The following is a 21,734-nucleotide window of genomic DNA, read 5'->3' as shown; positions in this document are numbered from 1 at the left end:
TCTGACCGGCATTTGTCCGATTCCGGCAAGCCCCCGTTTGGAGTATATGGCCGCAACCACCCCCATTCAGAACAAGAAATACCGCTGCGCCATCGGCAACTCGCTTGCCGGCTCGCAGGTCAGCAATTCGCCGTTCGCGCGCACCTCGTAAGTCTCGGGATGCACTTCGATCTCCGGCGTCGCGTCGTTCAGAACCAGATCCTTCTTCCCGATCCCCCGCGTGTTCTTCACGCCGACCGTGTTCTTCATCAGCCCCAGCGTCTTGGCGATGGAATTGTCGTGGGCGCAGGCGCTCACGAACGTCACGGCCGAGTTCTCGACCGCCCGCCCCATCGCGCCGAACATGGGCCGGGAATAGACCGGCTGCGGTGTCGGGATTGACGCGTTCGGGTCGCCCATCTGGGCCATGGCGATCATGCCGCCGATCAGCACCATCTCCGGCTTCACCCCGAACATGGCCGTGTTCCACAGCACCAGATCGGCCCGTTTGCCCACTTCGATCGACCCGATCTCATGGCTCATCCCATGCGCGATGGCCGGGTTCATCGTGTATTTCGCGATGTAACGGCGGACGCGGAAGTTGTCGTTGTCGCCGGTTTCCTCGGCCAGACGCCCGCGCTGTTTCTTCATCTTGTCGGCGGTCTGCCAGGTGCGGATCAGTACCTCGCCCACCCGGCCCATCGCCTGACTGTCGGACGCGATGATGCTGAATGCGCCCATGTCGTGCAGAATGTCCTCTGCCGCGATGGTTTCGCGCCGGATGCGGCTTTCCGCGAACGCCACATCCTCGGGGATCGACTTGTCGAGGTGGTGGCAGACCATGAGCATGTCGAGATGCTCTTCCAGCGTGTTCACCGTGAAGGGCCGCGTCGGATTGGTGGACGAGGGCAGCACGAAATCTTCGCCGCAGATCTTGATGATGTCGGGCGCGTGGCCACCGCCCGCGCCCTCGGTGTGGAAGGCGTGGATCGTCCGGCCCTTCATCGCCGCCACGGTGTTCTCGACGAACCCGGACTCGTTCAGCGTGTCGGTGTGGATCATCACCTGCACGTCAAGGTCATCGGCCACGCTCAGGCAGCAATCAATCGCCCCCGGCGTCGTCCCCCAATCCTCGTGCAGCTTCATCGAGCACGCGCCCGCCATCACCTGCTCTTCCAAGGCGGCGGGGAGCGAGGCGTTGCCCTTGCCCGCGAACCCGATGTTCATCGGCACGCCGTCGACCGCCTGAAGCATCCGCGCGATGTTCCACGGCCCCGGTGTGCAGGTGGTGGCGAGTGTGCCGTGCGCGGGGCCGGTGCCGCCGCCCAGCATCGTGGTCAGCCCGGAATGCAGTGCATCCTCGATCTGCTGCGGACAGATGAAGTGGATATGGCTGTCGAACCCGCCCGCGGTCAGGATCTTGCCCTCGCCCGCAATCGCCTCGGTCCCCGGCCCGACGATGATGTTCACGCCGTCCTGCGTGTCGGGGTTGCCCGCCTTGCCGATGGCCGCGATGCGCCCGTCCTTCAGCCCCACGTCGGCCTTGTAGATGCCGGTGTAGTCCACGATCAGAGCGTTCGTGATGACGCAATCGACGGCCCCGTCGGCGCGCGGAGACTGGCTCTGCCCCATCCCGTCGCGGATCACCTTGCCGCCGCCGAATTTCACCTGATCGCCATACCCGCCAGTCGCGGTCAGGTCGCGCTCGACCTCGATGATGAGGTCCGTGTCCGCCAGCCGCACCCTGTCGCCAGTGGTCGGGCCGAACATCGCGGCATAGTCGGATCGTTTGATGGTTGCTGGCATGTCTTACCCCTCGCCGCGCCTTGGTCTGTCAGATGAGCAGGCCGCCAAGGCCCCGCTCCGCATCGTCCGTATCATTCCACCCACACCCCGTTCGCCCGGTGCCATTCTTCCAGCGACAGGTCCGGGTAGCCGTCGAAGCTGCGGTCGCCCTTTCCGATCTCGGCCTCGACCCAGTCGGGTTTGTCCGCCAGCCAGATATGCGTGATCGCCGAAGGCACCGGCAGCTTGGTGTCGATGACGCTCGCCAGCGGATGCACGAGGTCCGGCCAGCGTTCGTCGAAAAGCCAAAGCTGACTGCCGCAGGTCTTGCAGAAAAACCGTTCGCCATGCGACGCACGCCCGCTGTCATGGACGGCGTGATAGCTTCCCAGCCCTTCCCAGTTGTCGCAACTCAGACTGTCTGCGATTGCCCCGATGTTGACGGCAAAGCCACCGCCCCCAGCCGATTGCCGGCAGATCGAGCAATAGCACCGCTGGTAGGGAACGGGCGTGCGGCTCTGAACGGTGAAGTTCACCGCCCCGCATTGGCACGACCCTTCCAGCGACATCGGCATCAGAGTGCCCCCATGACCTTCTGGTTAAAGCCATAGATCTTGCATGCGCCCCCGATGGGGATGAGGTTCACCTCACGCGATTGCCCCGGCTCGAACCGCACCGCCGTTCCGGGTGCGATGTCGAGGCGCAGGCCCCGCGCCGCCTCGCGGTCGAAATCGAGCGCCGGGTTCGTCTCGTAGAAATGATAATGACTGCCGACCTGAACCGGACGGTCGCCGGTGTTGGCGACCATCAGGGTCGTGACCGGCGCACCCTCGTTCAGGACGAGCTCACCGGGGGCCGCCATGACCTCGCCCGGGATCATTTCCGGGCCTTCGCCGCTTTGATGACCGCGACCGCCGACAGGCTGACCCCGATGACGAAGGCGATGCCCGCGATCAGGACCCCGTCCTTTTCATGCAGATGCAGCACCGCACCGTGACCGGGATGGGCCAAAGCGGGGGCGGTGGTAGCGAGCAGGGCAACGAGATAACGCATATGGGTTCTCCTTAGCGAATGGGGTTGTGAACGGTGACGAGCTTGGTGCCGTCGGGAAACGTGGCTTCGACCTGAACCTCGTGGATCATCTCCGGCACACCCTCCATGCATTGATCGCGGGTGATGACCGCCGCGCCCGCCTGCATCATCTCGGCCACCGAACGCCCGTCACGCGCACCTTCGACCACCGTATCGGTGATGAGCGCGATGGCCTCGGGATGGTTCAGCTTCACCCCGCGCTCCAGCCGCTTGCGGGCGACGATGGCGGCCATGGCGACCAGCAGTTTGTCTTTTTCTCTCGGGGTCAGGTTCATGTCACAGCATCCAGGGTCTTGGGAGTTCGTCTTCGTTCATGAGGCGGATCGCGGGAACCAGCGCGCGGCGCAGCGCAAAGCCGTCCTGTGCCACGATCCGGCAGGTCAGAAGGTCGGGGGATTGCAGGCTCACGCCCCCGGTTTCGGGCATCAGGCGGCGCATCGGTTCGAGCCACGCCTCGGCATCGGCGCCCACGTAAACCAGCGCGGCCATCGCCCGCGCGCCGTTCAGGGTCGAGGCCGTCGACATGTGCGCATCGACATCCCCGGTCAGGGCGACACCGTCGAGATAGACCGCCTGCCCGCCCACGCGAATGGCCACCCGGTCGCGGAACCGGCCATCGTGGATGCGCTCGCCCATCGCGACGCGGCCAAGGATGATCGGCTCGACCATCAGGAACCGCGCGCCGGGGTCCAGATCGACCGTCAGACTGCGCTCAAAGTTCAGGTGCTCGAAGAGTATGGTTTCCTGCGGCAGCCAATTGAGCCGCGCATCACGCGCCACGCTCAGATGGGTCTCGATCCGCCCGGCCGTCTCGCCGCGTGCCGCATAGGCCCGTTCGGCGGCCTGCGTCGTCACGGTCAGGGTGGTGCCCGGCCCGGCGGCCGCTTCGATGAAGAAACGGTCGCCCCCGGTCACGCCGCCTGCGGTGTTGATGAGCATGGTGTCGAGCGCGGTGGTGTCGGTGCGCGGAAACAGCGCCTTCATCGACCCGGCCATCGCCAGTCCGTCGATCACCGACCGCCCGTCGCGCAGCTTGGAACTCACCTGCACCCGCCCGCGCGCGCGGGGCTGGCTCGCCTCGTGCTCCAACGTCGCCCCCGGCTGGTGGGTCATGATTCCTCCGGCTGTCCGGGGATCATCTGAGCGCGGGCGGCGGGCGTTGTCAGGTCGGGGGCCGGATCAGTCGTGAGATTCGGCAGGCGCGCTGTAGGCCGTGCGCAAGAAATGCGCTGTCCGCCTAATAATTGTGCGATATTGAATCTCGTGGATTGCGCGCGGCAGCCTCAATCCTCGGGCGGGGCGTCGTCGTAGATGCCCGACAGTATGCGCTGCGCATCGCCTGCCGGGTCGTCGTATTGGCGCGAGCGCATCGTCCAGAGGAAAAAGACGAGGCCCAGAAGACCCAGAAAGATCGAAGTCGGGATGAGGAACACGAGTACGTTCATTTGCCCACTTTCAGCCGAAGCGCGTTGAGCGTGACCATAATGGATGAGGCCGACATCGCCAAGGCCGCCGCCAGAGGCGTGGCGAAGCCCAGCAGCGCGACGGGAATGGCGATGGCGTTGTAAGTCGCTGCAATCCCGAAGTTTTCCTTGATCCGCCGCGTCGCCTTGCGCGAGGTCAGCAGCGCGTCGCCAAGGGGGGAGAGGCTCTTGCCCAGAAGCACGATATCCGACACGACTCGCGCGGCCTCCAATGCCGAGGCCGGGCTGATCGACACATGCGCGGCGGCCAGTGCGGCGGTGTCGTTGAGCCCGTCACCGACCATCAGCACCCGCTTGCCTGACGCAGCCAGCGCCTCAACCTCGGCCACCTTGCCGTCCGGCAACATGCCCGCTCGGAAATCGTCGATGCCCAGCCGGAACGCCACGTCGCGCACGGCTTCCTCGGCATCGCCGGAGATCAGCGTCACGCCACAGCCCGCCGCCTTCAGCGCCGTCACGGCCTCTTTCGCGCCGTCGCGCAGCGCGTCGGTGAAGGTGAACGCCACCGCGGGCCGCTTGCCGATCTTGAGGTAGGTCGCGGTGCGCCCAAGCACGTGCGCCCCCACCCATTCGGCGCGGCCCAGCTGAACCTGCTGGCCGTTCCAAAGCGCCTCGATCCCGTGGCCCGGAACTTCGCGCACGTCGGTCAGCGCCGCAGGCACCAGCCCCTCGCCCCGCGCCGCGAACGCGATGGCTTGGGCCAGCGGATGCGCCGACCCCTGCGCCAGCCCCAGCGCCACGATCAGATCGGCCTCGGCATGATCGCCAAGGTTTTCAAGCTTCGGCGCACCCTCGGTCAGTGTCCCGGTCTTGTCGAAGACGACGTGATCCACATCCGCCAGCCGCTCCATCGCCGTTGCGGATTTGAGGAGCATACCCTTCTTGAAGAGCCGCCCACTCGCCGCCGTCGTCACCGCAGGCACGGCAAGGCCCAGCGCGCAGGGACAGGTGATGATGAGCACGGCGACCGCGATGTTCAGCGCAAGGCGCACATCGCCGCCCGTGATGACCAGCCAGCCCACAAAGGCGGCGAGCGCCAACAGATGCACAACTGGTGCATAGATCGCGGCGGCCTTGTCGGCCAGCCCGGTGTATTTGTTGCGCGCGGTTTCCGCGATGGCGACCAGATCGGCCATGCGATGCAGCGCGGTATCCCTGCCCGCCGCCGCGACCCGCAGCGTGAGCGGCCCGGTCAGGTTCACCTCGCCCGCGTTCAGCATGTCGCCGGGGCCGGCGAAGACCGGGAGCGACTCGCCAGTCAGGAACGACCGATCCACCTCGCTCTCGCCCGTCTCGACCATGCCGTCCACCGGCACGCGGTTGCCCGGCGTGACCCGCACGACGTCTCCGATAGCAAGATCGGCAACGCTCACCACCTCTTCGCCGTCACCCACGATCCGGTGCGCGCGCGGGACTTCGAGCGCGGCGAGTTCTTCCGCTGCCGAACGCGCCACCGCGCGGGTGCGATGGTCGAGGTAACGGCCCGCGAGCAGGAAGAAGGTCAGCGACAGGGCCGCGTCGAAATAGGCGTGCTCGCCCGAATGCATCGTCTCGTAAACCGACATACCCGCGGCCAGCAGAATGGCGAGCGAGATCGGCACATCCATGTTGAGCCGCTTCACCCGAAGCGCGCTCCACGCGCTGGTGAAGAACGGCTGGGCCGAGAACGCGACGATGGGAAGTGCGATCCCCGCGCTGACCCAGTGGAACAGATCGCGCGTCGCGTCGGACGCGCCGGACCAGACCGCGACCGACAGGAGCATCACGTTCATCATGCCGAAGAACGCCACGCCCAGCCGCATCAGAAGCTCGCGCGAGCGTTTGTCGGTCTCGGTCGCCATCAACGCGCCCGCGTCGAGTTCATAGGCCTCGAACCCCATACCGGTCAGGTAATCCGCGAGCGTCTCCGGCTCGACATCCTGATCGACCTCCACCGTCGCGCGCTTGAGTGTCAGGTTCACCCGTGCCGAACGCACGCCGGGCTGCGTGGCCAACCCCTTTTCCACCCCCACGATGCAGGCCGCGCAATAGACCTTCGGCAGCGACAGCATGATGCGCTTGGCCTCACCCCCATCGCCCGCATAGCCCTTGCCAGCCGTGCTTTCGGCAAGCGCGGCGGCATCACAGGCGGGACAGGCGGAAACAAGGGCGGCCATGGGTCAGTTCTTCGGAATGTAGAGTTCGATGAGTTGGCGGAACGGCGTGCCGTCGTCGGCCACGGCTTCGAGCCGCAGCTCCCATTTGCCGAAATCCAGCGCGCCGACCTCGGCCACGTAGGTGCCGTTCATCGTGCGCTTGAAGGTCAGCGTCTGGTCGTCGGCCACATGGGTCGCGCGGCCAAGAATGCCGCCCGCCTCACGCACCATGACCGGCAGGCCCGTCGCCTGATCGGTGATCATCAGCATCAGGGTTTCGCCCGACAGGGTCGGCGCCACGTCCCACCCCAGCGCCTCTTGCGCGGCGCGGTCGGTGTCGAACTTCTGACTCGCGACGTAGGAATTGCGCGTCTCGAGCCCCGGGAAGGTGCCGACGGCTTTGACCGCCATGAACACGTTCACCCCGATGATGATGGCGAAGGCGCCGACGAAGATGGCAAGCACATGCCAGCCGGTGAGTTTCTTGCCCGTGTCGGGGGCGTCATAGGTCATGCTCATTGCCCTCTCCCGTTGAAGACGGTGTCGTGGGACGCGCGGTCGCCCGTCACGCCGTCGATCACCCAGATGCGAATTTCGGTCCGGTCGTCGCGCGCGACTTCGCTGCCAGCGGGGGCCGTGACGTAAAGCCGGGTCTTGCCTTCCGTGTCCGGGTCGACCACGAGCATCGTCTCGACCGATCCTTCCACGTTTACCGTGAACGGGCTGTCCACGCCCAGCGAGAAGTAGAACGGGCGGCTTTCCCCGTGCTTGTTGCGGATGCCCACCTCGTAGGTGTTGCGCACCGAGCCGTCGGACAGGGTCACGAAGGTCGGGTTGCGCACCGGATGCACGGTGATCTGAAGGTCGGGCCGGATGAACAGCGCGACGGTCAGCGCGACGCCGACGGCGGCCCAGAGCGCCGTGTACATGATCGTGCGCGGGCGCAGGATGTGCTTCATGATCGGGCGCTTGTGGCCGCCAGCCCGTTCGTGGGTTTCGTCCTTCAGCGCCATGTAGTCGATCAGACCGCGCGGCTTGCCGACCTTGTCCATCATCTCGTTACAGGCGTCGATGCAGAGCGCGCAGGTGATGCATTCGAGCTGCTGACCGTCGCGGATGTCGATGCCCATCGGGCAGACGTTCACGCAGGCCATGCAGTCGATGCAATCGCCCAGCTTCTCGGCCTCCGGCCCCTTGCGGTGCTTGCCGCGCGGCTCGCCGCGCCAGTCGCGATAGGCGACGACAAGCGTATCCTCGTCGATCATCGCGGCCTGGATGCGCGGCCAGGGGCAGGCGTAGATGCAGATCTGCTCACGCGCGATCCCGCCGAAGAAGAAGGTGGTGAAGGTCAGGATGCCCATGGTGGAATAGGCCACCGGATGCGCGTTCAGGGTGACGAGGTCGCGCGCCAGCGTCGGCGCATCGACGAAGTAGAACACCCACGCGCCGCCGGTCGCGAGGCCGATGAGCAGCCAGACGAACCATTTGGACAGGCGCAGCCGCCACTTTTTCAAGTCCCACTTGGATTTCCACAGACGCACCCGCGCGTTGCGGTCGCCCTCGATCCAGCGTTCGGTCAGGATGAACAGGTCGGTCCAGACGGTCTGCGGGCAGGCATAGCCGCACCACACCCGGCCCAGCGCCGAGGTGAACAGGAAAAGGCCCAGCCCCGCCATGATGAGCAGGCCTGCGATGAAGTAGAATTCATGCGGCCAAATCTCGATCCAGAAGAAAAAGAACCGCCGCCCGGCGAGGTCCACGAGAACCGCCTGATCCGGCAGGTTCGGCCCCCGGTCCCAGCGAATCCACGGCGTCAGGTAGTACACACCAAGGGTCAGCGCCATGATCCACCATTTGAGCGCGCGGAAATGACCGCGCACCCGGCGCGGGAACACGGGTTCGCGCGCGGCATAGAGTTTCTGCGGTGCCTCGGGGGTGTCACTGGTCGACATGGGAATCCGATCCTGGGTTTCGCGTTTGTCCGGTTCTAGGGTCTCAGGCCCCGTCCGAGCCTTGACTTGGATCAACATACCGCGCCGCACCGGGACAGTTGACGCAACGTAACCTTACTTTGCAGCGTATGTTTTAAGGCCCCGCAAAAACTGGGGTTTCAAGGCCGTGCGACGGCTTGGCGCAGGGTGCGATGGCATGTCGCACCGGGTGCCGCCCCGTCGCGCCGCTTCCCGCATCGCCCCGAATATGTGATACCGAAGCTACCGGCCTCGGAGATGCGAACAGGTTCTGGGCCGGTTTGTCCCTAAGACGGTTACGGCGGGCTCACCCTCGGGTCCGCCGTACTCGTCACCCGTCCCGCTCGGGCGGACGCGCCACCCGCACCATCGGCAGATAGCGCCCATGCGGGCCGTCCTGCGGCTGGCCCGCCGGTTGGAATCCGGCCTTGGCGAAGGCCGCGATAGATCCGGCGTTCGAGGGGTGCGGATCGGCCCCGACGCTGGGCGCGCCGCCCGCAAGCAGCCAGTTGGAAAACGCCCGGATCAACGCCGAACCGTGTCCCTGCCCCGCCATATCCTCAGGCCCGATGAACAGGTCCATTCCGCGCGATCCGGCGGGCAGGAAGGTGAACGGATGATCCGGCCACCCGTGCACGTCATAGTCCTGTACATACCCGAACGCCCGCCCTTCGTGGCTGACGATCCACGCGCGGAACCCCTTGTCCGCCAGATCCTCGTCGTCGAAAGGGTCTTCGTCGTCCCACCAACGCGCCACACGCGGTGCGGCCAGCCACAGCCGCAGCATGGGCAGGTCGTCCGGGGTGGCGCGCCGAAACGCGTATGTCCGATCATCCGTCATCGCCCACACATGGCACGAAAAAGGGCCAGAGGCAGCCCTCCGACCCTTCGTTAAGTTGGCACCGACCCCGGAGAAACGCGCGAACAGGATCAGGGGTCGGTGCCGTGTACCGGGGAGTGAGGCCCCGGAACTTGGTGCCAGCTGGCGGTTACTGACCGCCACCCAGCTGGTGTACATAGGCCGCGACGGCCTTGATCTCGGCCTCGTCGAGGCGGGAGTTCCAGTTCGGCATCACACCGAACGGACCCTGCCGGACCGAGGTTTCGATTGCCGCTTCGCTCGATCCGTGCAGCCAGATTGCATCAGCCAGATTCGGCGCGCCTTGATCTATGTCACCTTCGGCATTTTCTCCGTGGCAGGCGGTGCAATTGTCAGCGAACACCACCTCGCCCTCGGCCGCGTCGCCGGTGCCTTCGAGACCGGACAGGGACATGACATAGGCCACCACGTTGGTGATCTCGTCATCCGAAAGGTAGTCGTCTCCGAATGCGGGCATCTGCGAATAGCGCGCGTCGGGGTCTTCCTCGTTCCGGATGCCGTGGGTCACCGTATAGGTGATGGCTTCGATGTCGCCGCCCCAGATCCAGTCATCGTCCAGAAGGTTCGGATACCCGTTCCCTTCCGCGATGCCATTGGCGCCCGAACCGTGGCACTGCGAACAATAGGTCGCGAATGTCGCGCGGCCCGATTGGATCGCGTAGTTCGCCACCGCTTCGTTCGACGCGATCTCGGTCACGTCCATCGCGGCAAGCTCGGCCTTCACGCCCGCGTTCATCTCTTCGAAGCGGTTGATCTCGTCCGCGACTTCGGTGCGGGTCGAGTAGCCCAGAACACCGCGTGTCGCGCCGTTGATCAGCGGCCATGCCGGATAGGCGATGGTGTAGCCGATGCCCCAGACGATGGTGGCGTAGAAGGTCCAGATCCACCAGCGCGGCAGGGGATTGTTGAACTCCTTCAGGTCCTCGTCCCAGACGTGACCTGTGGTTTCCACTTGGTCTTTGTTGTCGCTCATTGCCGGGCCTCCTTCATATCAGCGCCGGGTTCATCGTTGCGGAAGGGGGCCTGTGCTGCGTCCCTGTGCAAGTCCCGCGAGCCCGGGCGGAACACCCAGAGCACCGTGAGAACGAAGAACAGGAACATGGCCAGAAGCACCCAGCTGTCCGCGATTTCTCGGAAGATCGAATAGGTATCCATCATCGCCTCCCTTACCGGATCCAGTCTTCGGGGGTCTGCTCGAAGGTCGAGAAGTCCACGAGCGTGCCCAACATCTGCATGTAGGCAATCAGCGCGTCCATCTCGGTCACTTCGGGCTGACCGTCGAAGTTGCGGACCTGTGCGCCCGGATAGCGTTCGACGACGGCATCGGGATCACTGTCCTCGAAGACCACCCCATCCGGGTCGGCCTGCGATTTGAAATCCGCGACGGCGGCTTCGAGCTGCTCGTCCGTATAGGGCACACCGACGAAGGCGTTGGTGCGCAGCACGTCCTCGATGTAGCGCCCGTCGAGCGGCCGATCGAGAAGGTAGGCGTATTTCGGCATGACCGATTCCGGCACCACCGACTGCGGGTTCACGAGGTGGTCGACGTGCCACTCGTCCGAGTAGCGGCCGCCCACGCGGGCCAGATCCGGCCCGGTGCGCTTGGAGCCCCACTGGAACGGGTGGTCGTATTTCGACTCCGCAGCGAGGCTGTAATGCCCGTAGCGTTCGACCTCGTCCCGCATCGGCCGGATCATCTGCGAGTGGCAGACATAGCAGCCCTCGCGGATGTAGATGTTCCGGCCTTCCATCTCGAGCGGGGAGTAGGGGCGCACGCCCTCTACATCCTCGATCGTGTTTTCGAGATAGAACAGCGGGGCGATTTCGACGATGCCACCGACGGTGACGACCAGGAGAGATCCGACCAGCAGAAGCGTGGCGTTTTTCTCAAGGACGGCGTGTTTATCAAGAATTCCCATGTCTATGGTCCTCCTTATTCAGCCGGTGCCGCAGCAGGCGTCGTGGCTTCGGCCAGCGGTGCTTTGCGAACGGTCATCCAGAGGTTGTAGGCCATGATCAGGGCACCGGAGAGGTACAGGATACCCCCGAAGCCACGGACCAGATACATCGGGAACTTCGCGGCCACGGTGTCGGCGAAGGAGTTCACGAGGAAACCCTGCGCGTCGACTTCACGCCACATCAGGCCTTCCATGATCCCCGTCACCCACATCGACGCGGCGTAGAGCACGATGCCGATGGTGGCGAGCCAGAAGTGCCAGCTCACGAGTTTCAGCGAGTAGAGCCCGGCCTTGTGCCACAGTTTCGGGAACAGGAAGTAGAGCATCCCGAAGGTGATCATCCCGTTCCAGCCCAGCGCACCGGAGTGCACGTGACCGATGGTCCAGTCGGTGTAATGGCTGAGCGAGTTCACAGCCTTGATCGACATCATCGGGCCTTCGAAGGTGGACATGCCGTAGAAGCCGACCGAGATGACCATCATGCGGATGATCGGATCGGTGCGCAGCTTGTCCCAGGCGCCCGAGAGCGTCATCAGGCCGTTAATCATGCCACCCCAGCTGGGCATCCACAGCACGACCGAGAACACCATGCCGAGGGTCGAGGCCCAGTCGGGAAGCGCGGTGTAGTGAAGGTGGTGCGGACCGGCCCAGATATAAAGGAAGATCAGCGCCCAGAAGTGGATGATCGACAGCTTGTAGCTGAACACGGGCCGTTCGGCCTGTTTCGGGATGAAGTAGTACATCATGCCCAGGAAGCCCGCGGTGAGGAAGAAGCCCACGGCGTTGTGGCCATACCACCACTGGGTCATGGCGTCCTGAACGCCCGCGAAGACCTGCACCGACTTGGAGCCGAAGATCGACACCGGGATCGACAGGTTGTTCACGACGTGCAGCATCGCGATGGTGATGATGAACGACAGGTAGAACCAGTTGGCGACGTAGATGTGCGGTTCCTTGCGCTTCATGAGCGTGCCCATGAACAGAAGCAGGTAGCCGACCCACACGATCGTCAGCCAGAGGTCCGTGTACCATTCCGGTTCGGCGTATTCCTTGCCCTGCGTGGAGCCGAGGATATAGCCGGTCGCGGCCAGAAGGATGACGATCTGGTAGCCCCAGAACACGAACCATGCCAGCCCGTCGGACCAGAGACGCGCGCCGGTGGTGCGCTGAACGACATAGAACGAGGACGTGATGAGCGCCGTGCCACCGAAGGCGAAGATGACCGCCGAGGTGTGCAGCGGACGCAGGCGCCCGAAGTTCAGGATGCCCTCGGCCCAAGCGAAGTTGAGCTGCGGGAATGCCAGCATGAAGGCGATGTAGGTTCCGACGAGGAAGCCCACGACACCCCAGAATGCGGTGAGTGCGACACCGATACGGATCGGTGCGTCGAGATACCCGGATTTCGGCGCCTTCTCATGACCCATCTTGCGCAGGGTGATGATGAAGCCCGCCGCCGCGATCGCCACGACCAGAATGGCGTGGACCAGGTAGGCGAGATCGCGGGCATAGGTGGTGGCAATCGCGGCCAGTATTGCAATGAGGCCGAAGATCACCAGTTTAAGGTAATCCCACATGTTACGTCCCTTCTGTCTGTCACTACGCGGCTCGGACAAAGGACGAATCCCACCCAGTCCGCGCTTTTCGACTGATTGGGGGTTTGACCTGTTGGGGGGCCAGTAACCTTGATCCATGTCAAAACCCCGTGGGCTTTGTGAAATTAGCGATTTGACACATATCAAAGCGCGGTCTTCGGACCCTATGCACCATGGCCTCATACACCGTCCGGCCGTTACATTCCGGCCCCTGACAGCATGAGGCAGCCATGAAGGCTTTCCGCACCGTGACCACGGTTCTCACCGACCCCAAAGACTCAGCGTCCGCCTTCGACGCGGCGCAGAAAGTCGCCGCCGCGAACGAGGCGCACCTCGACGTGCTGTGCCTTGGCCTCGACCGGACGCAGCCCGGTTTCTATTACGCCGGCGCCACCGCCGTCGTGATGCAGGACAGTCTCGATCAGGCGCGCGAGGATGCGTTGGCGATCGAGGATATGGCGCGCAAGACGCTCGCAGGATCGACGTTCAACTGGTCGGCCACCGGCCTGTCGGCGCAGATGGTCGCCGTGAACCAGCTAATCGCGCATCGCACCCGCTTTTCCGACCTCGTGGTTCTGCCGCAGCCTTATTCCAAGGGGCGCGGGCACGACATGGAGGCGATCTCCGAGGCGGCGATGTTCGAAGGCGACGTGCCGGTGCTGATACAGCCCGACGGGCACAGCTTCCCGGACAAGGCCGACCGCATCCTGATCGGCTGGAACGAAAGCCGCGAGGCTTTGCGCGCGGTCAAGGCCGCCCTGCCCTTCCTCAAGGCCGCCTCGACGGTGAACATCGCGATCATCGACCCGCCCAAACATGGCCCCGAACGGTCCGACCCCGGTGGGCAGTTGAGCCAGTTCCTTGCCCGTCACGGGGTGAAGGCCGAGCTTTCGGTCCTGTCCAAGACCATGCCCCGCGTCGCGGACGTGCTCGCCCGGCATGGCAACGACATCGACGCCGACATGATCGTCATGGGTGCCTACAGCCATTCCCGTTTCCGCGAGTCGATCCTCGGCGGTGCGACGCGAAATATGCTGGAGCTGACGGAACGCCCGCTGCTTCTCATGCATTGACCATGTGACGAGTACGTTTTTTCCTCCCTGAAGGACTGACCGGTGGCACCCCCACCGGTCTTTTTTTTGCCGTGCGGGTGGCGGGCGTCGGTGCCTGTGGCTATCGTGTGGTCACAAATCCAGTGAGTGAGGGTAACCCATTGAATCCAAAAACCATTACGACCGTGCTTCTTTGCACGGCCGCACTGTCGGCCTGTGCCAAATCCAGCGCGAATATCGAAGCGTCCTATGTCTCGCCCGCGCTGTATGAGAGCATGTCCTGCAAGCAGTTGTCGGACGAGGCGCAACGGGTGGCGAGCCGCGCCAACACCGTCGCCGGGGTGCAGGACAAGAACGCCACCCGCGATGCGGTCGCGACCACGGCGGCGGCGGTGATTTTCTGGCCTGCCGCGTTTTTCATCGGGGGCAACGGCACCAACGCGACCGAGCTTGCCAGCCTCAAGGGCCAGCTCGAAACGATTCAGTCCGTGTCAGAGCAGAAGAATTGCGGGCTGACGTTCCGCACGGTCGACCCGAACAAGGTCTGATCCGGCGTGGCGGCGCGGTCCGACTGCGCCGCCGCTTTCGTCAGATAATCATCCCGCCGTCCACGTCATCGCCGGTTTCGGCGATCAGGTCCTGAAGGTCCGGCACGATCACGCGCCGCTTGCCTTCCAGCTGGATGATCCCCGATTTGCGCAGCGCCGAAATCTGGCGGCTCACGGTTTCAAGCGTCAGGCCCAGGTAATCCGACATCGCCTCACGCGTGAGCGGCAGGTCGAAGACCATACCGTCGCCCGGCAGTTGCTTGCGCAGCGACGCATCTCGCCGCGCGACGATCAGCAGAAGGCTCGCGATCTTTTCACGCGCGGTCTTGCGTCCGAGAACGGTCATCCACTCGCGCGCGGAATCCAGTTCGTCCAGCGTCATTTCCAACAGGCGCTGCCCGATATGCGGGGTGTTGGTCATGAGTTGCTCGAAGGGGCGGCGGCGGAAGCAGCACAGCGTCACGTCGGACACCGCGACCACGTCGAACGCCGCCGTTTCACGCCCCGGACGGCCGATGAAATCAGACGGCAGAAGCAGGCCGACCATCTGGGTGCGGCCATCCTCCATCGTCTGGCTGAGGGTCGATATTCCGGTCACGATCGAGGCCACGAATTCCATATGATCGCCGGACCACAGGATCGGCTGCCCGGCCTCGTAGCTGCGGTAGTATTTGATTTCTTCCAACACCTCGAGCTCGTCGGGTTCGCAGCGCGAACAGACGGCACGGTGGCGGATCGGACAATTGCCGCAATCCTTTAGATCGAGGTGAAGTGAGCCCATAGCTGAGGCCATTTGATCCGTATCAATGTCGCGCGCGAAAGTTGAATTTAAGCCTACGCCAATGGAAAACCTGACGCAACTTCGCAAACTCGGTCTTTTTGACGCGCGTGTCCCCCGATACACGAGCTATCCGACCGCCCCGCACTTCGCAGGCGGCATCGGTGGTTCGCATGTAAGCGACTGGATTCGCGCGATTCCGCAAGGATCGCAGATCTCACTCTACCTTCATGTGCCGTTCTGCCGGAGGTTGTGCTGGTTCTGTGCCTGCCGCACGCAGGGGACGAGCACACTCAGCCCGGTCGCCGCATATGTTGATTCGCTCACTCAGGAATTAGAGACCCTTAAGTCTCACCTCCTGCCGGGCATCACGATCAGCCATTTGCACTGGGGCGGCGGGACACCGACCCTGCTCGATCCGGGTATGATCGAACGGCTGTCCGCCGCGATTTTCGACACGGCGCCGTTGGGCGCGGACGCGCAGTTCTCGGTCGAGATCGACCCGAACGAAATCGACGATGCCCGGATGGACGCGCTGGTGGCCGCGGGCCTCAACCGTGCCTCGCTCGGCGTGCAGGATTTCGATCCGATGATTCAGGAGGTCATCGGCCGCCCGCAGACGTTCGAGGTGACCAAGGCCGCCGTCGACGGGCTGCGCGCCCGAGGCGTGCAATCGCTCAACGTCGATCTGCTGTACGGCCTGCCGCACCAAACCAACGCCCGGATGACGGATTCGGTCAAAAAGGTGCTGTCGCTCGGACCGGACCGCATCGCGCTTTTCGGTTACGCCCACGTTCCGTGGATGGCCCGGCGTCAGGGCCTGATCCCGACCGAGGCGCTGCCTTCGCCCGAGGAAAGGCTGGAGTTGTTCAACCTCTCGCGCGACCTTTTCGTGGCGGACGGGTTCGATGAAATCGGCATCGACCATTTCGCCCGGCCCGAAGACGGGCTGTCGAAGGCCCACAAGGCGGGCACCATGCACCGCAACTTTCAGGGCTACACCGAGGACAGCGCCGAGGCGCTTATCGGCATCGGTGCCTCGTCCATCTCGCGCTATCCGCAGGGTTACGCGCAGAACGCCGCGGCCACCTCGGCCTATCAGGAGCGTGTGCGCGCCGGGCAGCTTCCGGTCACGCGCGGGCACGCCTTCACGGGTGACGACATCCTGCGCGGCCGGGTGATCGAGCAGATCCTGTGCGATTTCGCGGTCGATCTGCCCGCCATCGCGCGCGAGGTCGGGGTCGACCCGGCGACGGCGGTTGCGCTGGCCGACGGCTTGGCCGAAACTCTGCCCGGCACGGTGTCCGTCACGGACGGTGTCCTGACGATCGAGCCGCAGGCGCGGCCCCTCGCCCGGATCATCGCCCGCTACTTCGACGCCTACGAAATGAACGAAGCCGGGCACAGTCAGGCGGTCTGAGACCTCCTCGCCCGGTGCGGGGAGGAAAGTATGGGTTTCATCGAACAGGCCGCTGCCATCGTCGGCAGCGCACAGGTGCTGACGGGGTCCGACATGGCGCGCTATGTCGACGATCCGACCGGCGCCTATCATTCCGCCCCGCTCTGCGTCGTCCGCCCCGGCTCGACGCAGGAGGTGTCGGACCTCATGGCGCTGGCGTATGGGATGGATCAGGTCGTCGTCCCCGTCTCCGGCAACACGGGCGTCAGCGGCGGCACGTTCAACGAGGGCGCCGTCATGCTGTCGGTCGAGCGGATGAACGCGGTGCGCGAGGTCAATGCCTCGGCCCGCACGGCGACCGTCGAAGCGGGCGTGATCCTCGACCGCCTGCGCGACGCCGCGGATGACGCGGGCCTCGTGTTTCCCGTCGTATTCGGCGCGCGCGGTTCCGCGATGGTCGGCGGCATCCTGTCGACCAATGCGGGCGGATCGAACGTCCTGCGCTACGGCAACACGCGGGCGCAATGCCTCGGGATCGAGGTGGTGCTTGCCGACGGGCGGGTCATGGACCTGATGACCGCGCTGCACAAGGACAACTCCGGCTACGACCTGCGCGACCTGATGATCGGGGCCGAGGGCACGCTGGGGATCATCACCGCCGCCGTGATGAAGCTGTCCCCCAAGCCCGCCCATACCGTCACCGCGATGCTCGCGCCCGTGTCGCTGGATGCCGCGCTGACCGTCCTGAACCGCCTGCAAGCCGCGTCGGGTGGCGCGGTCGAAGCCTGCGAATACATGCCGCGCAGCTATATCGAACGGCAGTTGGCCCAGATCGCTGGCGCGCGCGAACCCTTCGACGCGCCGCATGAGGTGAACGTGCTGGTCGAGCTTGCGGGCGATGCGGGTCTGTCGGAGCTTTTCGAGGATGTGCTGGGGGCGGCGTTGGAAGAGGGCCTGATCGCGGACGCCGTGATCGCCCAGAACGACACGCAGCGCGCCGCGATGTGGGAGCGGCGCGAAGCCGCCGCCGAGGTGACGCTCGCCACCACCCCCGCGCTTATGGGCGACATCGCCCTGCCCGTGGATCGCCTGAGCGACTTTTTCGCGGCCATGCGCGACCGTCTGTCCAAGATCGAACCGAAGGCACAGGAAACCTGTGTCGCGCATCTGGGCGATGGGAACATCCATTACGTCGCCTATAGCGAGGCCAACGACTCGGACCTCAAGGTCCGTCTGTCCGAAGCGATGGAGGGGCTTGTCGCCGACATGCGCGGCTCGTTCTCCGCCGAACACGGCGTCGGGCTTTACAAGCTCGGGTCGATGGAACGGCACAAGAACCCGGTGGCGCTCGACGTGATGCGCTCGATCAAGTCCGCGCTGGATCCCAAGGGCATCTTGAACCCCGGCAAGGTGATCCCGGCCTGACCCCGGATTTCGCGCGGGCGCGCGAGATATGTTAGGGATGATCGCGAACCTCTGAACCTTTTGCAGGGAGCGATCATGTTTCGGACAATCATATGCGCGCTTGCGGTCGCGGCATCCGCCGGTGCCGTGCTTGCCGACGAGGCGGGCACCCTGACGCTCGACATCGCCGGTGAAACCCACAGCTTCACACTCTGGGCCGATCAAAGCGACTGGTCCGGCTCGGAAACCTAAGCAAGCGTCAACATCTACGCCCGGCCCGAGACGGACGCAACGCGCGAAGCCTACGGCATCCTCACGCTTGGGTTCGAAGTGGTCGGCGGCAGCGCGAATGCGCCGGAGGCGAGCCTGACGCGGATCGACGGGGACGAGCGGGTGAAGCTCTATTCCACCGATGAGGCGGGCGGGCTGTCCATCACCCCCGACACCGCAAGCGCGTCGGGTGAGGAATTGACCGTCTCGGGCAGCTTCGCGGGCGAAATGGGGATCAGCGAGAATTACGGCCGGGACATCGACCTGAACGATCCGCTCGCCGTGAGCGGCACCTTCGACGTGGTGCTCGGCCCGGTCGAATAGCCGCGCTATTTCCAGTCGAAGAAATCCGGCCCGGCGCGCGACAGCAGTTTCTGTGCCAATGCCCGGCCCATGTCCGGCCCGTCTTCGACCGCGCCGCTGATCTCGTCCGCCAGCGCCTCGGACCCGTCCGTGCGCAGGATTTCCCCGCGCAGGCGCAGCGTGCCGCCGTCGATCTCGGCCAGGCCTGCAATCGGCGTTTCGCAAGACCCGTCGAGGGTGGCGAGGAAACAGCGTTCCGCCGCCAGCCGCCGCTCGGTCCCGCCATGGTGAATCGCTTCGAGCATGTCGGCGACATTCCTGTCGTGCGAGCGGCGTTCGATGCCGATGGCACCCTGCGCGATGGCGGGCAACATATCCTCGGGCGCGATGGCGTCATGCGGCACCTCGTCCAGCATCCCCAGCCGGGTGATACCTGCCATGGCGAGGAACGTGGCCTCGGCCACCCCGTCGCGCAGCTTGGTCAGCCGCGTCTGCACGTTGCCCCGGAACTCCACGACTTTCAGATCAGGCCGCCGGTTCAGAAACTGGGCCTTGCGCCGCAGGGACGAGGTGCCGACCACGGCCCCCTCGGCCAACCCGTGAATGCCGCCGCCGCCCAGCGAGATGAACGCATCCCGCGTGTCTTCGCGCGGCAGGTAGCAGTCGAGCGTCAGGCCCGGCGGCTGTTCGGTCGGCATGTCCTTCATCGAATGGACCGCCAGATCGATCCCACCGTTCAGAAGCTGATCCTCGATCTCGCGCGTGAAAAGCCCCTTGTTCCCGATCTCCTTCAAGGGCCGATCCGCCGCGATCATCGCCCGGTCGTCGCCGGTCGTCTTGATGACCACGATCTCGAACGCGGTCTCAGGCAGGTCGAAGGCCGCCGCCAGCCGATCACGGGTTTCATAAGCCTGCGCCAGCGCCAGGGGCGAGCCACGGGTGCCGATCTTGAGCGGTTTGGTCGGGTCGGGAAGTTTTGGCGTCATGGACCTCGTTTAGACGCGGCAAATGGCCCTGTCCATGCCCCCGCCGCTTGACATGAGGCCGCAGACGGTGGACCCACGCGGGGCCGTAGATAAGGATCACCGATGACCAAGCTTCTCATGCGCGCACTGGCGGGCGAACCCCTGCCGACGCCCCCGATCTGGATGATGCGTCAGGCGGGCCGTTACCTGCCGGAATACCGCGCGACGCGCGAGAAGGCGGGCGATTTCCTGTCGCTGTGCTACAACCCCGAGCTTGCCGCCGAGGTGACGCTGCAACCGATCCGCCGCTTCGGTTTCGACGCCGCGATCTTGTTTGCCGACATCCTGCTGGTGCCGCAGGCGCTTGGCGCCGACCTGTGGTTCGTCACCGGCGAAGGCCCGCGCCTTTCGACCATCGAGGGTGAAGAGGATTTCGCCAAGCTTGGCGGCAAGGACGACATTCACGACACGCTCGGCCCCGTCTACGAAACCGTGCGCATCCTGTCGCGCGAACTGCCCGCCGAAACCGCGCTCATCGGTTTCGCGGGTGCGCCGTGGACAGTCGCGACCTACATGGTGGCGGGGCGCGGCACCCCGGATCAGGGCCCGGCCCACGCGCTCAAGGACACGAACCGCGACCTCTTCACCCGGCTCATCGACAAGATCACCGAAGCGACCATCGAATACCTGTCGAAACAGGTCGAGGCGGGCGCGGAAACCGTCAAGATCTTCGATAGCTGGGCCGGCTCGCTCAAGGGGCGGGATTTCGACGACTTCGCGCTCGAACCAACCAAACGGATCATCGCGGAACTCAAGGCGCGCCATCCCGGCCTGCCGATCATCGCCTTCCCGCGTGAGGCAGGCGAGCGTTACATCGGTTTCCACAAGGCCACCGGGGCCGATTGCGTGGCGGTCGACAACTCGGTCTCAGCCGATTGGGTCGCCAAACACGTCCAGCCCGACGGCTGCGTGCAGGGCAACCTCGCCTCCAGTCACATGGTCACGGGCGGTCAGGCGCTGGTGGACGAAGCACAGGCGATCACCCGTGCCCTGCGCGGCGGCCCGCACATCTTCAACTTGGGCCACGGCATCACGCCCGACGCCGACCCCGACAACGTCGCCCGGATGATCGAGGCGGTGCGCTCCGCCTAAGGCGCGCCGGGGGCGACCACGAACAGCAAACGGACCGGCGCGGGATGAACGACAGACCCAACGACTTCCTCCCCCCGCTTCTGGACAACCTCCCGACCGCCGAGAACCCGCATCTCGACGAGCTTGTCGCCTCGATCGGGGACTGCGTGCCGGATCACGCGACCACGCAGTTGGAGGCATTCGAACATGCCGCGACCCTCGTGCCGCGCACGGGCGAATTCCGGGTGCTCGACCTCGGCTCCGGCTTCGGCAAGACCAAGGCCCAGTTCGAAACCCTGAACCCGGGCCTCAGGTGGAACGGCGTCGACATCGCGCGGCGCTGGGACCGGCGTGACCGGCCCCTCGCCCGTGCCTCGCGGAAATACAACGGCGTGCGCATTCCCTTTCGCCGCAACACCTTCGACATGGTGTTCAGCAAGCAGGTCTTCGAACACGTCCGCCATCCCGAACCGCTCCTGCGCGACATCCGGCGCGTGCTGAAACCGGGCGGCGTGTTCGTGGGCAGCGTGTCCTGCATGGAGCCGTTTCACATGGCGAGCATGTTCTGCTTCTCGCCGCACGGCTGGAAGACGATCAATGCGGACGCGGGGCTGAAGGTCACCTTCCTCGCCAGTGGGATCGACGCGCTGTCGCTCGGCCTCTGGCACTTCAACCGCGATGCCCGGCAGGGCCGACCATTCAAGAGTTCGAACCTGAACATCGCCATCGACGCATTGGCCGAACGCGGCGATCTGGACTGGCGCCGCGCCAACGTGCTCAAGGTGCTGCACGCGGGGCAGATGATCTTCACCGCGCAGAAGGCATACTGACGAAATGGGGGATAAGGTGAGAGGCTGGACAACGACCCAAGCGGGACTCGTTACGGCTGCTTCCTTCCGGACCTGACCGGGTTGGCGAGGCACTTGCCCGCGCCAACCTCTCACCCGGCGATATAGGTGACTCGGCCCCACGGATCAAGCCCTCGGACCGCAGGGGTTTGACACCCGGC

General features: G+C 64.9%; 25 protein-coding genes and 1 other RNA gene. 8 read left to right on the top strand and 18 right to left on the bottom strand.

Annotated features, from left to right (window positions below; genetic code table 11):
* Positions 1 to 66: 66 nt before the first annotated feature.
* From ureC to ccoN, 15 genes are all read right to left on the bottom strand, one after another.
* Entirely contained in the window at positions 67 to 1,785 is a 1,719-nt protein-coding gene (gene ureC / locus HOY44_RS13260; RefSeq protein ID WP_287435188.1) for an urease subunit alpha, read from the bottom strand.
* Between the two features lie 71 nt (positions 1,786 to 1,856).
* Complete coding sequence (locus tag HOY44_RS13255) at positions 1,857 to 2,339, bottom strand: GFA family protein (RefSeq protein ID WP_287435186.1); 483 nt, start codon at positions 2,337 to 2,339, stop codon at positions 1,857 to 1,859.
* Positions 2,339 to 2,644: an urease subunit beta gene (locus HOY44_RS13250; RefSeq protein WP_287435184.1), complete on the bottom strand. Its 306-nt coding sequence runs from the start codon at positions 2,642 to 2,644 to the stop codon at positions 2,339 to 2,341. Before HOY44_RS13250 ends, HOY44_RS13255 begins: the two co-directional genes overlap by 1 nt.
* The gene (locus tag HOY44_RS13245; protein WP_171043019.1) at positions 2,641 to 2,817 is read right to left on the bottom strand and encodes a hypothetical protein; all 177 of its coding nucleotides are present in this window, start codon (positions 2,815 to 2,817) and stop codon (positions 2,641 to 2,643) included. Before HOY44_RS13245 ends, HOY44_RS13250 begins: the two co-directional genes overlap by 4 nt.
* An 11-nt stretch (positions 2,818 to 2,828) precedes the next feature.
* Complete coding sequence (locus HOY44_RS13240; RefSeq protein WP_008331104.1) at positions 2,829 to 3,131, bottom strand: urease subunit gamma; 303 nt, start codon at positions 3,129 to 3,131, stop codon at positions 2,829 to 2,831.
* A 1-nt stretch (position 3,132) separates the two neighbouring features.
* Positions 3,133 to 3,969 (bottom strand): urease accessory protein UreD, encoded by an 837-nt coding sequence (locus HOY44_RS13235; protein WP_287435180.1) that lies wholly within the window; start codon positions 3,967 to 3,969, stop codon positions 3,133 to 3,135.
* Positions 3,970 to 4,139: 170 nt separating this feature from the next.
* Positions 4,140 to 4,301 carry a cbb3-type cytochrome oxidase assembly protein CcoS gene (ccoS, locus tag HOY44_RS13230; protein WP_008331113.1) on the bottom strand — a complete coding sequence of 54 codons (162 nt, stop codon included), beginning with the start codon at positions 4,299 to 4,301 and terminating at the stop codon, positions 4,140 to 4,142.
* The gene (locus HOY44_RS13225; RefSeq protein WP_287435174.1) at positions 4,298 to 6,496 is read right to left on the bottom strand and encodes a heavy metal translocating P-type ATPase; all 2,199 of its coding nucleotides are present in this window, start codon (positions 6,494 to 6,496) and stop codon (positions 4,298 to 4,300) included. Before HOY44_RS13225 ends, ccoS begins: the two co-directional genes overlap by 4 nt.
* 3 nt (positions 6,497 to 6,499) lie before the next feature.
* Positions 6,500 to 6,994: a FixH family protein gene (locus HOY44_RS13220; RefSeq protein ID WP_353806645.1), complete on the bottom strand. Its 495-nt coding sequence runs from the start codon at positions 6,992 to 6,994 to the stop codon at positions 6,500 to 6,502.
* Positions 6,991 to 8,427: a cytochrome c oxidase accessory protein CcoG gene (gene ccoG / locus HOY44_RS13215; protein WP_287435172.1), complete on the bottom strand. Its 1,437-nt coding sequence runs from the start codon at positions 8,425 to 8,427 to the stop codon at positions 6,991 to 6,993. Before ccoG ends, HOY44_RS13220 begins: the two co-directional genes overlap by 4 nt.
* Positions 8,428 to 8,776: 349 nt before the next feature.
* Positions 8,777 to 9,286, bottom strand: a complete 510-nt coding sequence (locus HOY44_RS13210; RefSeq protein ID WP_287435170.1) for a GNAT family N-acetyltransferase — start codon at positions 9,284 to 9,286, stop codon at positions 8,777 to 8,779.
* A 148-nt stretch (positions 9,287 to 9,434) separates the two neighbouring features.
* Positions 9,435 to 10,298, bottom strand: a complete 864-nt coding sequence (gene ccoP, locus HOY44_RS13205) for a cytochrome-c oxidase, cbb3-type subunit III (protein ID WP_287435168.1) — start codon at positions 10,296 to 10,298, stop codon at positions 9,435 to 9,437.
* Complete coding sequence (locus HOY44_RS13200; RefSeq protein WP_287435166.1) at positions 10,295 to 10,480, bottom strand: cbb3-type cytochrome c oxidase subunit 3; 186 nt, start codon at positions 10,478 to 10,480, stop codon at positions 10,295 to 10,297. The genes ccoP and HOY44_RS13200 overlap by 4 nt, the downstream gene beginning before the upstream one ends.
* A gap of 11 nt (positions 10,481 to 10,491) precedes the next feature.
* Entirely contained in the window at positions 10,492 to 11,244 is a 753-nt protein-coding gene (ccoO, locus tag HOY44_RS13195) for a cytochrome-c oxidase, cbb3-type subunit II (RefSeq protein WP_008331123.1), read from the bottom strand.
* A gap of 14 nt (positions 11,245 to 11,258) precedes the next feature.
* A complete protein-coding gene (gene ccoN / locus HOY44_RS13190) occupies positions 11,259 to 12,857 on the bottom strand; it encodes a cytochrome-c oxidase, cbb3-type subunit I (protein ID WP_287435164.1) in 1,599 nt (532 codons plus the stop codon).
* A gap of 248 nt (positions 12,858 to 13,105) precedes the next feature.
* Between ccoN and HOY44_RS13185 the strand changes: the two genes are divergently transcribed.
* Both HOY44_RS13185 and HOY44_RS13180 read left to right on the top strand, forming a co-directional pair.
* Positions 13,106 to 13,948 carry a universal stress protein gene (locus tag HOY44_RS13185; protein WP_287435162.1) on the top strand — a complete coding sequence of 281 codons (843 nt, stop codon included), beginning with the start codon at positions 13,106 to 13,108 and terminating at the stop codon, positions 13,946 to 13,948.
* Between the two features lie 140 nt (positions 13,949 to 14,088).
* Entirely contained in the window at positions 14,089 to 14,475 is a 387-nt protein-coding gene (locus tag HOY44_RS13180) for a hypothetical protein (protein WP_148912456.1), read from the top strand.
* Positions 14,476 to 14,515: 40 nt separating this feature from the next.
* On the opposite strand, the gene fnrL is transcribed toward HOY44_RS13180, so the two are convergent.
* Entirely contained in the window at positions 14,516 to 15,256 is a 741-nt protein-coding gene (gene fnrL / locus HOY44_RS13175; RefSeq protein ID WP_008331127.1) for a transcriptional regulator FnrL, read from the bottom strand.
* 61 nt (positions 15,257 to 15,317) lie between these two features.
* Here fnrL and hemN point away from each other — a divergent pair, with 61 nt between their 5' ends.
* From hemN to HOY44_RS13155, 4 genes are all read left to right on the top strand, one after another.
* Positions 15,318 to 16,673 carry an oxygen-independent coproporphyrinogen III oxidase gene (hemN, locus tag HOY44_RS13170; RefSeq protein WP_287435159.1) on the top strand — a complete coding sequence of 452 codons (1,356 nt, stop codon included), beginning with the start codon at positions 15,318 to 15,320 and terminating at the stop codon, positions 16,671 to 16,673.
* Positions 16,674 to 16,703: 30 nt separating this feature from the next.
* On the top strand, positions 16,704 to 18,077 hold the full coding sequence (locus tag HOY44_RS13165) for an FAD-binding oxidoreductase (protein ID WP_287435157.1): 1,374 nt from the start codon (positions 16,704 to 16,706) through the stop codon (positions 18,075 to 18,077).
* A 75-nt stretch (positions 18,078 to 18,152) separates the two neighbouring features.
* Entirely contained in the window at positions 18,153 to 18,308 is a 156-nt protein-coding gene (locus tag HOY44_RS13160) for a hypothetical protein (protein ID WP_287435155.1), read from the top strand.
* 78 nt (positions 18,309 to 18,386) lie between these two features.
* The gene (locus tag HOY44_RS13155) at positions 18,387 to 18,650 is read left to right on the top strand and encodes a hypothetical protein (RefSeq protein ID WP_287435153.1); all 264 of its coding nucleotides are present in this window, start codon (positions 18,387 to 18,389) and stop codon (positions 18,648 to 18,650) included.
* 5 nt (positions 18,651 to 18,655) lie between these two features.
* Here HOY44_RS13155 and hemC read toward each other — a convergent pair whose 3' ends face one another.
* A complete protein-coding gene (gene hemC / locus HOY44_RS13150; protein ID WP_287435151.1) occupies positions 18,656 to 19,615 on the bottom strand; it encodes a hydroxymethylbilane synthase in 960 nt (319 codons plus the stop codon).
* Between the two features lie 102 nt (positions 19,616 to 19,717).
* Here hemC and hemE point away from each other — a divergent pair, with 102 nt between their 5' ends.
* Positions 19,718 to 20,746: a uroporphyrinogen decarboxylase gene (gene hemE, locus HOY44_RS13145; protein ID WP_287435149.1), complete on the top strand. Its 1,029-nt coding sequence runs from the start codon at positions 19,718 to 19,720 to the stop codon at positions 20,744 to 20,746.
* Between the two features lie 44 nt (positions 20,747 to 20,790).
* Positions 20,791 to 21,555: a class I SAM-dependent methyltransferase gene (locus tag HOY44_RS13140; RefSeq protein WP_287435147.1), complete on the top strand. Its 765-nt coding sequence runs from the start codon at positions 20,791 to 20,793 to the stop codon at positions 21,553 to 21,555.
* Positions 21,556 to 21,569: 14 nt separating this feature from the next.
* Here HOY44_RS13140 and ffs read toward each other — a convergent pair.
* Positions 21,570 to 21,668: signal recognition particle sRNA small type (gene ffs / locus HOY44_RS13135), an RNA gene on the bottom strand.
* Between the last annotated feature and the right edge of the window lie 66 nt (positions 21,669 to 21,734).

The organism is Maritimibacter sp., assembly GCF_016774595.1.
GTDB classification, from domain to species: domain Bacteria; phylum Pseudomonadota; class Alphaproteobacteria; order Rhodobacterales; family Rhodobacteraceae; genus Maritimibacter; species Maritimibacter alkaliphilus.
The sequence above is the reverse complement of the archived record's forward strand: the minus strand, read 5'-3'. Positions and strand labels throughout refer to the sequence as shown.

What these genes read in the sequence shown, in the direction of transcription:
- ccoG (WP_287435172.1), bottom strand. Translation starts at nt 8,427, where the DNA reads ATGTCGACCAGTGACACCCCCGAGGCACCGCAGAAACTCTATGCCGCG.
- HOY44_RS13200 (WP_287435166.1), bottom strand. Translation starts at nt 10,480, where the DNA reads ATGGATACCTATTCGATCTTCCGAGAAATCGCGGACAGCTGGGTGCTT.
- ccoN (WP_287435164.1), bottom strand. Translation starts at nt 12,857, where the DNA reads ATGTGGGATTACCTTAAACTGGTGATCTTCGGCCTCATTGCAATACTG.
- HOY44_RS13210 (WP_287435170.1), bottom strand. Translation starts at nt 9,286, where the DNA reads ATGACGGATGATCGGACATACGCGTTTCGGCGCGCCACCCCGGACGAC.
- fnrL (WP_008331127.1), bottom strand. Translation starts at nt 15,256, where the DNA reads ATGGGCTCACTTCACCTCGATCTAAAGGATTGCGGCAATTGTCCGATC.
- ccoP (WP_287435168.1), bottom strand. Translation starts at nt 10,298, where the DNA reads ATGAGCGACAACAAAGACCAAGTGGAAACCACAGGTCACGTCTGGGAC.
- ccoO (WP_008331123.1), bottom strand. Translation starts at nt 11,244, where the DNA reads ATGGGAATTCTTGATAAACACGCCGTCCTTGAGAAAAACGCCACGCTT.
- hemN (WP_287435159.1), top strand. Translation starts at nt 15,318, where the DNA reads ATGGAAAACCTGACGCAACTTCGCAAACTCGGTCTTTTTGACGCGCGT.
- HOY44_RS13250 (WP_287435184.1), bottom strand. Translation starts at nt 2,644, where the DNA reads ATGATCCCGGGCGAGGTCATGGCGGCCCCCGGTGAGCTCGTCCTGAAC.
- HOY44_RS13220 (WP_353806645.1), bottom strand. Translation starts at nt 6,994, where the DNA reads ATGAGCATGACCTATGACGCCCCCGACACGGGCAAGAAACTCACCGGC.
- hemE (WP_287435149.1), top strand. Translation starts at nt 19,718, where the DNA reads ATGACCAAGCTTCTCATGCGCGCACTGGCGGGCGAACCCCTGCCGACG.
- ureC (WP_287435188.1), bottom strand. Translation starts at nt 1,785, where the DNA reads ATGCCAGCAACCATCAAACGATCCGACTATGCCGCGATGTTCGGCCCG.
- HOY44_RS13245 (WP_171043019.1), bottom strand. Translation starts at nt 2,817, where the DNA reads ATGCGTTATCTCGTTGCCCTGCTCGCTACCACCGCCCCCGCTTTGGCC.
- HOY44_RS13160 (WP_287435155.1), top strand. Translation starts at nt 18,153, where the DNA reads ATGTTTCGGACAATCATATGCGCGCTTGCGGTCGCGGCATCCGCCGGT.
- HOY44_RS13235 (WP_287435180.1), bottom strand. Translation starts at nt 3,969, where the DNA reads ATGACCCACCAGCCGGGGGCGACGTTGGAGCACGAGGCGAGCCAGCCC.
- HOY44_RS13240 (WP_008331104.1), bottom strand. Translation starts at nt 3,131, where the DNA reads ATGAACCTGACCCCGAGAGAAAAAGACAAACTGCTGGTCGCCATGGCC.
- HOY44_RS13140 (WP_287435147.1), top strand. Translation starts at nt 20,791, where the DNA reads ATGAACGACAGACCCAACGACTTCCTCCCCCCGCTTCTGGACAACCTC.
- HOY44_RS13255 (WP_287435186.1), bottom strand. Translation starts at nt 2,339, where the DNA reads ATGCCGATGTCGCTGGAAGGGTCGTGCCAATGCGGGGCGGTGAACTTC.
- HOY44_RS13185 (WP_287435162.1), top strand. Translation starts at nt 13,106, where the DNA reads ATGAAGGCTTTCCGCACCGTGACCACGGTTCTCACCGACCCCAAAGAC.
- ccoS (WP_008331113.1), bottom strand. Translation starts at nt 4,301, where the DNA reads ATGAACGTACTCGTGTTCCTCATCCCGACTTCGATCTTTCTGGGTCTT.
- hemC (WP_287435151.1), bottom strand. Translation starts at nt 19,615, where the DNA reads ATGACGCCAAAACTTCCCGACCCGACCAAACCGCTCAAGATCGGCACC.
- HOY44_RS13165 (WP_287435157.1), top strand. Translation starts at nt 16,704, where the DNA reads ATGGGTTTCATCGAACAGGCCGCTGCCATCGTCGGCAGCGCACAGGTG.
- HOY44_RS13225 (WP_287435174.1), bottom strand. Translation starts at nt 6,496, where the DNA reads ATGGCCGCCCTTGTTTCCGCCTGTCCCGCCTGTGATGCCGCCGCGCTT.